Raw genomic sequence first — 13,273 nt, 5'->3', positions numbered from 1 at the left:
GAATAGGGAGCGTTTGTGAAAGGGGAGGGAATAAAATGCTGAAGTGTCCGGCTGCCTTTTGAAGCAGTCGGATTTTTTATGGGAAGCAAATGGATTTGTTGTATGGACACAAAGGGTTTCGTATGAGAAAGAAGAATATTAGTAACAAAGAATAGGAGAGGGGTGACGTGTATCCGGGGCCTCTGATGGGTATAGTAACAGATAGATCATTTGGAAGAGGTGATACGATGTTTTATTCAGTAACATTACAAAAAATAATCTTTCTAACAGGGATCGGTGTCATTATTGGGGCCATCATCGGATTTTCGTCTGTTCTGGGATTCGGTCTTGATGGATCCGTTTTCGTCCTTTCTATGTTCTTGAGTATCATCAGTGTTTATGCGACGGCCATGTACGCGGAACTCTATCATATCCGTGAAGCCATCAATAAACAAAACAAGAATCTTTAAGGGAAATCATAGAAAAAACTCAATAATAGAATGGTTATGTATAAGACGCCTACAATCGCCATGGTCCAATATGTGGCCTTCGTAATTTTTTTGAAGATCACGAAAAACGTGGCGATGACAGCGGAAATGATAAAAACACTATAAAATATGTCCAACTCCTTTCACCCCTTTCTTCATTATTGTTGCTATTGTAATGGAAATGGAACAATTATGCGAGGAAGAGGAGAGGGTGGAATGTTTGGGAATGAGTGTATAGCTGCGGTTTATCCGCAGGTTGTAAAGGGAACAATGGAAGATAGTATCCAGAGAGGATGGGTGCTCCATGACCCTGTTTGATGGATTGTTTTTAGTAGTGACGGCCTTTTGGCTGGCAGAGTTTTTTATATTCAGAAATGATCGGACGGGAGAAAGCGGTTCTCATGAACGCCGCTCTTTTCTGCTGATCCTCGCGGCCGTGGTCGTGACGCTCGTATTTTCTCTCTTTATGCAGGAATGGAACATTGGGATTATTCATCATCGAGGAATCTGGTGGATAGGATTGGTGGTGTACGCCATTGGAGTAGGCCTGAGATATTGGGGGATTCTCCATCTGAAAGATCAATTTACGCGCAACGTCTCCGTTCAAGAAGGAGACCGCCTCGTGAGTAGTGGTCCTTATCGTTTACTCAGACACCCTCTTTATACGGGGCTTTTATTCATCATTATTGGGTTTTGTTCAGGACTTGGTAACCTGTATGCAGCCCTCATATGTGGAATTTTCATGACAATCGCATTACTACATAGAATTAAGCTCGAAGAAGCGATGCTCGTGGAGCAGCATGGGGACCGATACAAAAAATGGTGCCGCTCGAGGTACCGGCTGATTCCTTTTGTCTATTAATTTTGGAGGTGGATGGATTGAAAAAGAAAACAGCGGTTGTAGTGGGAGCAGGTTTAGGTGGTATGTCAGCAGCAATTCGACTGTCGGCAGATGGTTATGATGTGAAAATCATTGAAAAGAACAGCAACATAGGTGGAAAGCTGAACCGCAGGGAAGGAAAAGGGTTTACGTTTGATACTGGACCATCCATATTGACGATGCCTTGGGTGCTGGAGCAGCTTTTTGAAAGTGTACATCGTCGTCTTGAGGACTACATTACTGTAGAGCGTGTTGAACCTCAATGGCGTACCTTTTTTGAAGATGGTACACAACTGGATGTAACGAGTGACCTGCCAAACATGCTGGAAGAGATGGCTAAGGTCACCGAACGGCCGAATCGAAAGCTGACAGACTTCTTGTCCTACAGTCAGGATATGTATGAACTCTGTATGAAGAGTTTTTATAAATATAGTATTGAAGACCTGAAAGATTTGAAGAAACATCATAAATTGAGTGAACTATTCCAGATGGATCCGATGAATACGGTAGCGAAAGCGACGCACAAGCACTTTGATAACAAATACCTGGAACAGCTGTTCAACTATTTTGTGATGTACGTAGGCTCGAATCCATATGCTACACCGGCTATTTTAAACCAGCTCGTCTATGTTCAGCTCGGGCTTGGCATTCATTATGTTAAAGGCGGCATGTACAAGATTGCCGAGGGTATGGGGCGTCTTATGGAAGAGCTGCGTATCGATGTGGAATTGAATACTCCGGTACACCGATTTGTTGTTGATGGTGATCGTGTCATCGGTGTAGAAACGGCAGAAGGAACGGTTCACGAAGCGGATGTAGTCGTCTCCAACCTTGAGGTCATTCCAGCATATCGGAAGCTAGCCCCGCAAACATCCAAAGTGAAGAAAGAAACAAAAGCTCTCGAGAAAAAATTCGATCCTACCGTATCAGGGCTTGTGCTGTTACTTGGTACAGATCGCAAGTTCGAGAATTTGAAGCATCATAATTTTCTATTCTCTGAAGATCCGGAAAAAGAATTCAAACAGATCTTTGAAGAAGGTAAGCCGGCGGATGACCCGACCATCTATATCGGAATCTCAGCAAGGTCTGATGAAACACAAGCGCCTGAAGGAAAGGACAATCTCTTTGTTCTTACACACGTTCCACCGCTTGAAAACAAAAAGCGTAAGCCAATCGACTGGGATGCCTATCGTGAAACGGTGTTGGATAAGTTGGAGCGTATGGGTATGGAAGGGCTGCGCGATTCTATTGAGTTTGAGTATCGTTTTACTCCTGAAGACCTTGAGGCCTTATATGGTCCAAACGGTGGATCGATTTATGGGATAGCGGCTGACCGCAAGTCCAATGGTGGATTTAAGATTCCTTCCAAGAGTCAAATTTATGATGGGCTCTATTTTGTCGGTGGCTCTACCCACCCGGGTGGAGGTGTACCGATGGTAACATTGTCGGGACAGCTGACTGCCGACTTGATTAAAGAGAGAGAAACAGAACCCGTTCACCAGTGAAACAAAAGCTCAGCGCCGTCGAGGCACTGAGCTTTTTGTATGAGAAAGAGTTTTTTTTCTAGGGTTCCATTCATTTACTGTTTACCGGTGAGAAGGGAAGGGAATGGTTGAAAAATGCCATACTGAAGTTGAGTTGAAGGAGTTTTTTTATGAGCGACTGGATGATTTTTGCTCTGTTTTTTATATCAGGAATTTTAACCTTTTTCATAGCATCAAGACTTGCGATATTTGGAGATGCGGTAAAAGAAAAAACGAGAGCATCTTCCGCTTTCATGGGAGCGATCATTGGTATAGCTATCTCGCTGCCTGAATTGACCTCAAGCGTTACGGCGATCGTCATCGACAGTCCTGACTTGGCTGTTGGGAATTTGATCGGAAGCAACTTATTCAACATCATGGGCCTTGCGATTTTTGACATTGTCTATCGCCGCTATCAAATATTGACGCATGCCACTGTGGAGAGTAAGTTATATGGCTGGCTTGTGATTTTTATGACACTCATTGTCATGGCCGGTCTTAGTTTGACCCTGCCGACCCATATCTTCCACATTAGTTATACGTCCATTGTCATTGTGGTTCTCTACTTTGTTGGTTCCAAGTTTATTAATGATCGGACAGAGTACCAAGGTAGAAAAGTGAAACGACAAAATGAACGATACAAAGACTTCTCCTATAAGCAGGTGCTTTGGCGCTTCATTTTATATGCTTTTCTTATTATGGTTATTGGCAGTGTGTTGACCATTACGGCTGAGCGTATATCCGTGATTACAGGCATTGGTGCCTCGTTCATTGGGGCTTTTTTGGTAGCCATAAGTACATCCTTACCTGATGCTGTAAGTGTAGGGACGGCACTCAAACTTAGGAATTTTAACCTTGGAATCAGCTCACTACTCGGAAGTAATGCGTTCAACCTAATGATTCTTGCCATTACAGATTTTATTTATTTCAAAGGGAATCTTCTTCAGCAATCGTCCCCTGCAAACATGATTACAGGGGTGACGTCCATCGTGTTCATTCTGTTAATCATCTATAGTATCACACGAAAAAATGTTCGCGCATGGAATTACCTGATTCCTTCATTCTTAATTATTGTGAGCTACTTTGTCACTACGTATATAGCGTTTCAGATGAAATGATAAGCATGCTCTCCCATTAAAAGTCGGGGAGTGGTTGATCCAGTGGATTGAAGTTTCTTGGTACTGGGTTCAGGAAGTGAAGGAAGAGGAGGAGGGAAGTGGATGGATTGGCCGGAACGTTTAGTGAACGAAGCGAAAAAAAGGATAGAACCCTATGATGTGGAAGGTTTCGTTCTAGGGAAAGGCGACCATCGTGGCAGAGTCATGATCGTCGGTGAGGCGCCTGGTGAAAATGAGGCGGTTAAAGGTGAGCCCTTTATTGGAAGGGCAGGCGATGAACTGGACAAACAACTCGACTATCTCGGTTTATCAAGGCAAGATGTGTACATCACCAGTGTAGTCAGAAGCCGTCCCTACAAATGGGTGAATACGAACAAGAAGGGGTCAGGAGGGAAGCGGAAAGCCAACCGTAAACCAAACCAAAAAGAAATTTATGCTCATGCCAAGCTGCTCGATTACCAAATTGAACAAATGAAACCTGAGGTCATTATCGCTCTTGGGGGAGTCGCTTATGAGCGCCTGACCGGTGATAAGGGGAAGATTAGTGATGTTATTGGTGAAGCCATCCGCACCCGTATACAGAGGGAAGAGGGTGGAGGGTATGGGGAGACGGAGGAAGAATATACGGTTGTTCCTCTCTATCATCCGGCGGCTATTTTCTATAATCCAAAAATCAAGGAAGATATCTATCATTCACTGGATCGGTTGAAAGATTATTTAGAGCGTGAAGAGGAGTAATGCTATGGTTACCTTCAGCGGACATATTTTTTAAATAAAAAGGAGATCCACCATGAGAGGTGGTTCTCCGTCTAAGGAGTTAACTGTCTCCATTTTGGTTCATCTGAACCTTTTCAAAAACAAAGTAGCCCTGTGTACTCGCGGTTGCGGCTCCTAAGCCTGTGCTTCTCCAGCTACGGATGGCGATTCGATTTTCATCGTCATCTCCTTTGATTCTGTAAATTTTCGTTTCAGGGAGAAAAGCGGTCACACTCTCCAATGCGTCAGAATCTTCGCCTGGAGTTTTGTGGTTGATGGTTCCGATGACTTCTCCGAGCTCCTTGGGTGAGACTCTTTTTGCCGTTTGGAAAAACTGCTCATCCTCATGAATGACGTACGTTTCCCTGACCATCATCGATGTTTTGTGCTTCTGTGAATTATCGGCTTTAACAAATGTGGAAGGTGGCTCTACAGCTGCTGTCTTCAGCTCAGGTACGGTGTCTTTAGTCATCAGCAAACCTGCTGTTTCTGGTGACTGGTGGTTTTGTGAGAGTTGCCATCCTGTAAACAGGAGGAGGGTTGCTGTTGGGATGAGGAGGGACTTCCTGCCCGCGTGTGATTTCTTTTGTTTCTTTATGTGGGAAGATTTCATGACCATCTTCTTCATATGTCTTTCATCAAATGGAACCTGGTCATATTTCACGTTCTGGTCCATTTTTTTTAATTTACGATCAATCAAATCACTCACTCTGGGAACTCCCTTCCGATGTTAACCTTTCTTGCAGTAGTTGACGTGCGCGTCTTAAACGAGTTTTCACTGTGTTCGGACTTGTGTTCAGCATATTCGCCAATTCATTGATGTCGAACTCTTCAAAGTAATATAAAATGATGATTTCTCTGTATTTATCTTCAAGCTTCAGCACATGAGCGAGCAGGGTCTCATCTTCATCTTGCTGCAGCACGAATTCTTCCGGTGTCTCCTTTGTTGAAGGAATGGAACGAAATAGTTCCGTACCTTTCTTAACGACTCTTTTCATGTATGAGCTTTTTAAATGGTCTTTACACAAGTTAATGGTAATTTTATATAACCATGTTTTTATCGTAGATTCTTTTTTGAAACTGGCATATTTCTGGTATGCTTTAATAAACGTTTCTTGAGTAATATCTTCAGCTATCGCATAATCTTTTACATACGAATAAGCGAGCCATTTTAAATCATGGCCGTATTCTTGAATCCACTCTTCCAGCTGTTCCTCACCATGTTCTTCGGGTTCATATGTAGATTGTGAGCGTTGGTTGCGTATCAATTTTTCCCACCTCATCTGTTTAGACGACACTCCCCGAGAATAAGTTTTTAATTTGTTTTATTTCTTATGAGCATATCTATGTATTCGATAGAAATCACCGTTTTCCTTTTTTAAAAAAGAGGGAGGGTCGTGGATGGATGCGGTCCTCTATGATTATCGGAGGGGTATGGAATGCAAAGACCTGGGCGTTGGCTTGCTGTTGCGGGATTTTTCTTATGGCTGATATGGAAAATTTCCTTTTCCATCGAATGGCTGGAATTTTCGATAGGTTTCAGTTTATTTGTTCTTGTTCCACTTTTACTTGAAGAAGCAGTCAAAGATTTTCGGGAAGATCGAGCGGGACATTGGTTGTGGCAGTGTCTGGTATGCCTGCTCCCATTTTCTATATCAGGGGTCTTGTCTTTATCCATGGAGGCGAGTTGGGAAGCAGCCGCATGGGGGTTCATTTGGTTCATTTATACATTATCCGTGGCAGTGGGAGGTGTCTGGCGTTTTCGATTGCGTCAAGGGACGAGGGTGGAAGAGTTAAGTATCGATGCCGGTTTTCTATATTTAGCCTTCGCCGGTCTTTTCCTCTTCTTCTCCCGCCTACCTATAAAAAATTTTGGCTCATTTTCGACACGGGAATGGATTGTTTTGGCGTTGTTTTTTCACGGAGTTGTTTTTTTATTGGCCGTGATCACCGGGTTCTTTGGTCGGTACCGAAAAGAGATGGAGGTTAAGTCGAAAAAGCAAGTCGATAAACCTTACCGTTTTTTAGTTATTATGGTTCTCATCAGTCCCGTAATTGGTTTCTTCAGTCTCTTGTATGGAACGGAAGCAATCATTCTTTCTGTCGTCATCTTTTCATTTTTACTTGTTTGGATGTGCTTATGGTGGTTCTGGTTATCGGTTGAGTTTAAGCCATGGGTACAGACGGCATTGATTTTGACGAGCCTTATGGGGTTCAGTATCGTTGGCAGTGCGTTGTGGAAGGGAATGAGTATCGGTCGTTTGAGTAGTGTAGGGATGCTTGCGACCATTCCACCGTATGGATTCTTTTCTGCATTGCTCTTTTCGTGGTTGATTGTTTTTGCATGGAGGGGTGTAAGTAAGCCCCGCCGAATGGTACCTGAGAGCGATTAGCTTGCTGGGAAATGTTTCACGTGGAACTTGGATCTTCCTGTCGATCCTTGAACAGCAGAATACCGGAAGCTTCCTCTTCAGTTATTATGGATTTATGCTATAATAAAAGTGAAACGGCGACAGCTGCAACTGTCGCCAGGATACCGTTCGCATATCATGGATTCTGGCCTTCACTACGTGTGGAGGTCTATTTTTTATTGTTCATTTTTATGATGAGCGCAAGGAGCGTAATGATGAACGTTCCAAACGCGAACATGATCATAAGAGATTCATATGTGCTCATCGATGGCCTCACACCCTTTCTATCATAATCTTTTTCTTTAAATAGAGAACGGTATCTATCTATAAGGATACCATATTTTGCGAAAAATAAGAACGTGTGTTCGTAAAATAGACAGAAGGAACTAAAAAACTCCGGCTTACCATCTCGGGTAAGCCGGAGTTTTTTTATATGATTGACCTTGGGTTAATAGGGGGAACCAAGGTGAATCCACGAATGATATTTTATTGCGCTGTCTTCGTTTCGGTAGGTGTTTTTGTTTCAGAATCAGAATTCAAACCGTCTAGGCGGTGGAGCAAACCGACTCCGAAATCGCCACCTGTACTTGGGTTGATGTTCTCATTGAAAATTCCACGGCTTGTTTCGTAAGCTTGAGATCCATGCTCGGAGAAATCAAGGCCGGATATTTCTTCTTGTCTAGAAACTCGGATGCCGACAGTGCTTTTGACAATAAAGACAACGACTGCTGTGGTCAGCATCGTCCAGGCAATGACAGATAAGACCCCGATCGCCTGAATGCCTAGAAGGCTTGCACCACCACCGTAGAAGAGACCACCTTCGACAGCGAAAAGTCCGACAGCGATCGTGCCCCAGATGCCGCAAATTCCATGAACAGCGATAGCACCGACAGGATCATCAATGCGAACAACTCGATCAAGAAACTGAACAGCTTCTACTAAAATGATACCTGCGATCAAACCGATGGCTAGTGCACCAACTAAGGAAACGTTGGCTGTTCCTGCGGTGATCCCCACTAAGCCTGCAAGAGCGCCATTCAATGTAAGGGAAGCGTCAATGCGTTTGAACTTAGCGTAAGAATAAAAGGCAGAGCTTATAATTCCTGCTGATGCAGATAATAGAGTTGTTGCGATAACAGAAGGAACAAGAGATGGGTCAGCGGCAAGCGTACTTCCGCCGTTAAATCCGAACCAGCCGAACCATAAAATGAAGACACCAAGTGCACCTAAAGGAATGTTGTGCCCTGGGATAACATTCACTTTCTTACCACTGTATTTACCGAGGCGGGGGCCTAAGAACATGACTGTGACAATAGCGCCGAGCGCACCTGTTAAGTGGACGACAGTTGAACCGGCAAAATCAACAAATCCAAGCTCGGAAAGCCATCCTCCACCCCAAACCCAGTGACCAACGACTGGATAAATGAAACCTGTCATAACAACAGTAAGGAGAAGATAAGAGCCGAGTTTCATACGTTCAGCAACGGCCCCGGATATGATCGTTGCACACGTGGCTGCGAACACTGCTTGGAACACGAAGAACCCGATTTGGTCTTCTTGGCCGCTTAAGAGGAAGCCATCAATTCCGATGATGCCCCCGCCAGAAGTACCAAACATAATGCCGTACCCGACGACAAAATAAAGGACGGCAGCGATGGACATCGTCATGAAGTTCTTCATTAAGATGTTCAGTGCATTTTTCGAACGAGTGAATCCGGATTCGACCATAGCGAACCCTGCGTGCATGAAGAATACTAAGAAAGCGGCAATCATGACCCAGACCATGTCGACAGATTGCAGAACAGCTTCTGCAGATATTGCGGTTTCAGCGCTCGCAACAACTGGGAATCCTAGGAGAGCGAATAAGAACAAAGGAACGACTTTTCTCATAAATGAATTCTTCCTTTCGAAATAAAGTATTAGATTAGTGCTTGTTTGCCAGTTTCTCCTGTGCGGATGCGGAACACTTCATCAATCGTAGAAACGAAGATCTTTCCGTCCCCGACTTCATTTGTAGCGCATGTATTGATAATGACGTCAACCACTGATCCTAACTCACTGTTCTCCACGACCATTTCTACCTTTACCTTTGGATAGAGCTTAATTTCAAAACGACTTCCCCTGAAAATTCCTTCCTGACCTTTCTGTTGACCACATCCGGCCACTTCGGACACCGTCAGTCCTTTCACGCCTAGCTCGTCAAGGCTCTGCCTCAATTCCTGAAATGCTTCAGGACGGATGATTGCCTCCACCTTTTTCATGACTATAGTCCTCCTTTTACCAATGTGTTAGGTTTCCTTACATATTGAGTAAGTAATTAAACCTAACTATAAAATAAATATTCTGAAAAATCAATACACTTTTTGATAATATGTCAGATAACTTGACATAAAAGCGCTTTCTTGAATAAAAAGGAAGACCAGGTCATCCAGAATATGGATGACCTGGTCGGGTGATCGGTGATATTTGGTCTATAGATCCGTTACAGGTCGTCGAAGCCGTTGGTTTCGGATACTTTGGTGTACTGGCGTGATTTTTGTTCGAAAAAGTCGGACTTTCCTTCATCGACTTCCTGGTAAGCCCTGATCCATTTTAAGGGGTTTTCTTTATAGGATGGGAATGGCTTTTCTGCTCCAAGGAGCCTGCATCGTTTGTTAGAGATATAACGGATATAGTCTTCAAGGTCTTGAATTGGAATCCCTGGGAATTGGTTGCCGATCAGGTGGTTTGCCCATTTGATTTCAAGTTCAGCCGCTTGGTGGAATGTATCGGTTACAAACGCCCGGTAGGATTCATGATCCAACTCCGGGTTTTCTTTTAGTGTTTCGTTAAAAATATGCCCGAACAAGCTGACATGGATTTGTTCATCACGGTTAATGTAGTTGATCATCGTACTTGTAGAGACCATCTTCTGATTCCTCGCAAGGTTATAGAAGAAAGCGAAACCGGCATAGAAGAAGAGACCTTCAAGAACGACATCATAAACAATAGACTTCAGAAAGCTGTCCAAGGAAGGATTATCAGCGAATTCCTGATATCCATCGGTAATAAAGGTGTTGCGTTCTTTGATCACTTCATCATGCTTCCAATAATCAAAAATCTTTTCCTGTTCTGCTTGATCCACGAGCGTGGATAGAACGTAGGAGTAAGATTGGTTATGGACAACTTCCTGAAAGGCGAGCACTTGCATCAAGGCAGAGAGACTTGAGTCGGTCAAATAGTCTGCGACTTTTCCTGAATAATCGGTCTGTATGGAATCCAAAAATGCCAGCAGGCCAATAATTTTTTTGAAGGCCGTTTGTTCTTTCTCTGAAAGATCCGGCCACTGCTTCAAGTCGTTGCTCATGTTGATTTCATTGGGGATCCAAAAATTTGCTAGCATGGTCTTATACATCGGGTATGCCCAAGAATAGCGGGTGTCGTCCCAATTTAAGATATTCGAACTTTTTCCGTTGATTACACCTGTCGAGGCATTTGGTGCTTCATAATCGACGAGTTTTCTTTTTTGTATCGATGCTGTCATGTTGAGTGCCTCCTTTTTAAGATGAACAAACTTCACAATCATCAAATTCTCCTTGGCTGGATGTTGATCGTGTATAGTACGTTGTTTTCAATCCGCTTTTCCATGCGGATAAGTGCAAATCCAAGAGCTCTTTCGCCTGGATGTTATTCCTTACATAAAGGTTAAATGAGACGGATTGATCGATATACTTTTGTCTGATGCTGTTCTGCCTGATGGATGCGTGTTGGTCGACATCATAGGCGGATGGATAGTATCCATAGGTTTCATAGGTTAAGTCAGGTGCGGTGACAGGAATCTTGTAATCTTTCTTCTCTTCGGAATAAAACTTTTTGAAGATCGGATCAATACTGGCTGTGCTTCCCGCAATGAGGGAGGTGCTTGAGTTCGGTGCTACGGCCATCAAATATCCATTTCTCATTCCACTCTTGGAAACCTTATCTTGCAAGGCTTTCCAGTTCCATGTGCCTTCTTGGTCAAACGTTCGTTTAATGAAGAAATCCCCTGTTTGCCAATCTGATCCTTCGAATAGAGGGTAGCTCCCTTTTTCCACAGCCAAATCAGAACTTGCCTCAATGGCCAGATAGGCAACGGCTTCATACACTTCCTTTGTATAGTCGAGCGCTTCTTCAGATTCCCAGTCGATCTTTTTCTTGGCCAGAAGGTGGGCCCATCCGAACGTTCCGAGTCCAACGCCTCGGTAAGATTGGTTCGTGAGCTGCGCTTGTAAAACGGGAATAGTATTTCGGTCAATCACGTTATCGAGCATGCGAACTTGAATGGGAATCAAGCGCTTCAGGACTCCTTCAGTGACGGCACGACCGAGATTAATGCTCGACAGGTTACAAACGACAAAGTCACCTGGTGTCTTCACGGTAATGATTTTTCCGTCTTCCACATATTGTTCATCCTGAGTGGTCGGCTTTTGGTTCTGGGTGATCTCTGTACATAGATTGCTGCAATAAACCATCCCTATGTGGTTGTTCGGGTTCATGCGATTGACTTCATCTCGGTAAAACATGTACGGAGTCCCTGTTTCAAGCTGACCGATCATGATGCGCTTCATGATTTCAATCGCCGGCACTTTTTCTTTAGACAGGTCTGGATGAGCGATGCATTCGGCATATTTCTCTCGGAAGGAGCCCGTTCCCCTTTTTTCATCGAAATGATCTTCCAAAGAGTAGCCCATAACCATGCGGACTTCATGAGGGTCAAACAAGTACCAGTCCTCACGGTTTTCTACCGCTTCCATAAAGAGGTCCGGGATGGATACCCCAGTAAAAAGGTCGTGCGTTCGTTGACGTTCGTCCCCGTTATTCAATCGGCTGTCAAGGAAAGGGAAGATATCTTTATGCCATACATCTAAATATACAGCGACAGCTCCCTGACGCTGACCAAGTTGATCCACGCTGACGGCCGTGTTGTTAAGCTGTTTCATCCATGGGAGGATTCCTGATGAGACGCCTTTGAATCCACGGATGTCACTTCCGCGGCTTCTGATTTTACCTAAGTAAACACCGATTCCCCCTCCGTGCTTACTCAAATTGGCGATGTCGGTATTGCTGTCATAGATGGACTGTAAGGAATCATCAATGGTGTCGATAAAGCAGGAGCTCAGCTGCCCATACCGTTTTCCAGCATTGGCCAGTGTAGGAGTAGCGACCGTCATATACAAATGACTCAGCGCCCAATACGCTTCTTTAACGAGAGAAAGACGCTTCGATGTTTTTTCCTCCGCCATCAACACCATGGCAATGATCATGAAACGTTCTTGGGGAAGTTCATAGACTTTCTTCTCTTTGCTCTTCGCAAGATAGCGGTCGCTTAACGTCTTCAAACCTATATAGGTGAAGAGTTGATCGCGATGAGGGACGAGAGCTTCCTCTAATTCTTCTATTTCTTTCTTTGTGTAGTATGTAAGGAGCTTCCTGCTGTAGATGTTCTTCTCAATCAATGTTTCAATCAGTCCGTAGAAGTCCTCATAAGCTGCAGATGTGGATCGGTTGTACGAGGACTTTTCATACAGGTCTTCCAGGTGGATGCGGCTCGCAACATACGTCCAATCCGGGCTTGTTTCGTCAATTTCTGCAAGACACTCCAGGATAAATGCATGTTTATCATTCATGAGGTTGGGAGACTTTTCGATGAGTCGTTGTACATCCAAATGAGGAAAGGCTGCTTCCCATTCTTGAATTCTCTTTTGCCAGCACGTGTTTCTTCTTATGGTTTCCATTCTTTTTCACTCCTTGAAAATGAAGGTGTATGTTCATTAAAAGTCGGGATTCGGAAAAATAAAAAAATCCGCTCAACGAAAATTGAGCGGATGAAACCATGAAACGAAGAGAAGACACGGGAGCCTTCGTTCCATCGCTTCATCTTCTCAATCCCCGAAGAAGTTGAAACTGCGACGAACGAAGACAGGTCTCCTGGCTCACACTCGATCTTACTCTGGTCCTTCCCGTGCAAAGCACAGTGGAATGAATGTCCATTTCGCGAGTGATGACAGTTGCGGGGGCAGCTCCGGATTCTAACCGGATTCCCTATTAAGCCTTGTGGCATCTTCTGTTCGTAGATACTATATATAGTGTGTATTTTAAT

13 protein-coding genes and 1 riboswitch are annotated in these 13,273 nt (G+C 44.0%); of the genes, 6 read left to right on the top strand and 7 right to left on the bottom strand.

Features of this window, described 5'->3' with window-relative positions; genetic code table 11:
• The first annotated feature begins 227 nt into the window (after window positions 1–227).
• The 5 genes from HFA01_RS16745 (at window position 228) to HFA01_RS16725 (ending at window position 4,726) form a co-directional block, all read left to right on the top strand.
• Window positions 228–449: a hypothetical protein gene (locus HFA01_RS16745; RefSeq protein WP_146818422.1), complete on the top strand. Its 222-nt coding sequence runs from the start codon at window positions 228–230 to the stop codon at window positions 447–449.
• Between the two features lie 322 nt (window positions 450–771).
• Window positions 772–1,329 (top strand): methyltransferase family protein, encoded by a 558-nt coding sequence (locus tag HFA01_RS16740; RefSeq protein WP_146818420.1) that lies wholly within the window; start codon window positions 772–774, stop codon window positions 1,327–1,329.
• A gap of 17 nt (window positions 1,330–1,346) precedes the next feature.
• Window positions 1,347–2,852, top strand: coding sequence for a phytoene desaturase family protein (locus HFA01_RS16735; protein WP_146818418.1), 1,506 nt, complete (start codon window positions 1,347–1,349; stop codon window positions 2,850–2,852).
• 149 nt (window positions 2,853–3,001) lie between these two features.
• Window positions 3,002–3,988 carry a sodium:calcium antiporter gene (locus HFA01_RS16730; RefSeq protein WP_146818416.1) on the top strand — a complete coding sequence of 329 codons (987 nt, stop codon included), beginning with the start codon at window positions 3,002–3,004 and terminating at the stop codon, window positions 3,986–3,988.
• Window positions 3,989–4,090: 102 nt separating this feature from the next.
• Window positions 4,091–4,726, top strand: a complete 636-nt coding sequence (locus HFA01_RS16725) for a uracil-DNA glycosylase (RefSeq protein ID WP_146818414.1) — start codon at window positions 4,091–4,093, stop codon at window positions 4,724–4,726.
• 79 nt (window positions 4,727–4,805) lie between these two features.
• Here HFA01_RS16725 and HFA01_RS16720 read toward each other — a convergent pair whose 3' ends face one another.
• Entirely contained in the window at window positions 4,806–5,453 is a 648-nt protein-coding gene (locus tag HFA01_RS16720) for a hypothetical protein (RefSeq protein ID WP_146818412.1), read from the bottom strand.
• Entirely contained in the window at window positions 5,446–6,012 is a 567-nt protein-coding gene (locus tag HFA01_RS16715; protein ID WP_218027771.1) for a sigma-70 family RNA polymerase sigma factor, read from the bottom strand. The genes HFA01_RS16720 and HFA01_RS16715 overlap by 8 nt, the downstream gene beginning before the upstream one ends.
• A 171-nt stretch (window positions 6,013–6,183) precedes the next feature.
• Between HFA01_RS16715 and HFA01_RS16710 the strand changes: the two genes are divergently transcribed.
• On the top strand, window positions 6,184–7,137 hold the full coding sequence (locus tag HFA01_RS16710; protein WP_146818408.1) for a YndJ family transporter: 954 nt from the start codon (window positions 6,184–6,186) through the stop codon (window positions 7,135–7,137).
• Between the two features lie 187 nt (window positions 7,138–7,324).
• Here HFA01_RS16710 and HFA01_RS16705 read toward each other — a convergent pair whose 3' ends face one another.
• The 5 genes from HFA01_RS16705 to HFA01_RS16685 all read right to left on the bottom strand — a co-directional run bounded on the left by HFA01_RS16705 (window position 7,325) and on the right by HFA01_RS16685 (window position 12,908).
• Window positions 7,325–7,420, bottom strand: a complete 96-nt coding sequence (locus HFA01_RS16705; protein ID WP_146818406.1) for a putative holin-like toxin — start codon at window positions 7,418–7,420, stop codon at window positions 7,325–7,327.
• A gap of 221 nt (window positions 7,421–7,641) precedes the next feature.
• A complete protein-coding gene (locus HFA01_RS16700) occupies window positions 7,642–9,045 on the bottom strand; it encodes an ammonium transporter (protein WP_146818404.1) in 1,404 nt (467 codons plus the stop codon).
• 29 nt (window positions 9,046–9,074) lie between these two features.
• Entirely contained in the window at window positions 9,075–9,416 is a 342-nt protein-coding gene (locus tag HFA01_RS16695) for a P-II family nitrogen regulator (protein WP_146818402.1), read from the bottom strand.
• Window positions 9,417–9,637: 221 nt separating this feature from the next.
• The gene (locus tag HFA01_RS16690; RefSeq protein WP_146818400.1) at window positions 9,638–10,678 is read right to left on the bottom strand and encodes a ribonucleotide-diphosphate reductase subunit beta; all 1,041 of its coding nucleotides are present in this window, start codon (window positions 10,676–10,678) and stop codon (window positions 9,638–9,640) included.
• A 16-nt stretch (window positions 10,679–10,694) separates the two neighbouring features.
• Window positions 10,695–12,908, bottom strand: coding sequence for a ribonucleoside-diphosphate reductase subunit alpha (locus HFA01_RS16685; protein WP_146818398.1), 2,214 nt, complete (start codon window positions 12,906–12,908; stop codon window positions 10,695–10,697).
• A 167-nt stretch (window positions 12,909–13,075) separates the two neighbouring features.
• Window positions 13,076–13,253, bottom strand: a riboswitch (cobalamin riboswitch).
• Window positions 13,254–13,273 lie beyond the last annotated feature (20 nt).

Origin of the sequence: Halobacillus faecis, assembly GCF_007991335.1 — a bacterium.
Taxonomy (GTDB): Bacteria; Bacillota; Bacilli; order Bacillales; family Halobacillaceae; genus Halobacillus; species Halobacillus faecis.
This window is presented reverse-complemented; position numbering and strand designations above follow the sequence as displayed.

What these genes read in the sequence shown, in the direction of transcription:
- HFA01_RS16725 (WP_146818414.1), top strand. Translation starts at nt 4,091, where the DNA reads ATGGATTGGCCGGAACGTTTAGTGAACGAAGCGAAAAAAAGGATAGAA.
- HFA01_RS16740 (WP_146818420.1), top strand. Translation starts at nt 772, where the DNA reads ATGACCCTGTTTGATGGATTGTTTTTAGTAGTGACGGCCTTTTGGCTG.
- HFA01_RS16695 (WP_146818402.1), bottom strand. Translation starts at nt 9,416, where the DNA reads ATGAAAAAGGTGGAGGCAATCATCCGTCCTGAAGCATTTCAGGAATTG.
- HFA01_RS16690 (WP_146818400.1), bottom strand. Translation starts at nt 10,678, where the DNA reads ATGACAGCATCGATACAAAAAAGAAAACTCGTCGATTATGAAGCACCA.
- HFA01_RS16705 (WP_146818406.1), bottom strand. Translation starts at nt 7,420, where the DNA reads ATGAGCACATATGAATCTCTTATGATCATGTTCGCGTTTGGAACGTTC.
- HFA01_RS16710 (WP_146818408.1), top strand. Translation starts at nt 6,184, where the DNA reads ATGCAAAGACCTGGGCGTTGGCTTGCTGTTGCGGGATTTTTCTTATGG.
- HFA01_RS16700 (WP_146818404.1), bottom strand. Translation starts at nt 9,045, where the DNA reads ATGAGAAAAGTCGTTCCTTTGTTCTTATTCGCTCTCCTAGGATTCCCA.
- HFA01_RS16745 (WP_146818422.1), top strand. Translation starts at nt 228, where the DNA reads ATGTTTTATTCAGTAACATTACAAAAAATAATCTTTCTAACAGGGATC.
- HFA01_RS16685 (WP_146818398.1), bottom strand. Translation starts at nt 12,908, where the DNA reads ATGGAAACCATAAGAAGAAACACGTGCTGGCAAAAGAGAATTCAAGAA.
- HFA01_RS16730 (WP_146818416.1), top strand. Translation starts at nt 3,002, where the DNA reads ATGAGCGACTGGATGATTTTTGCTCTGTTTTTTATATCAGGAATTTTA.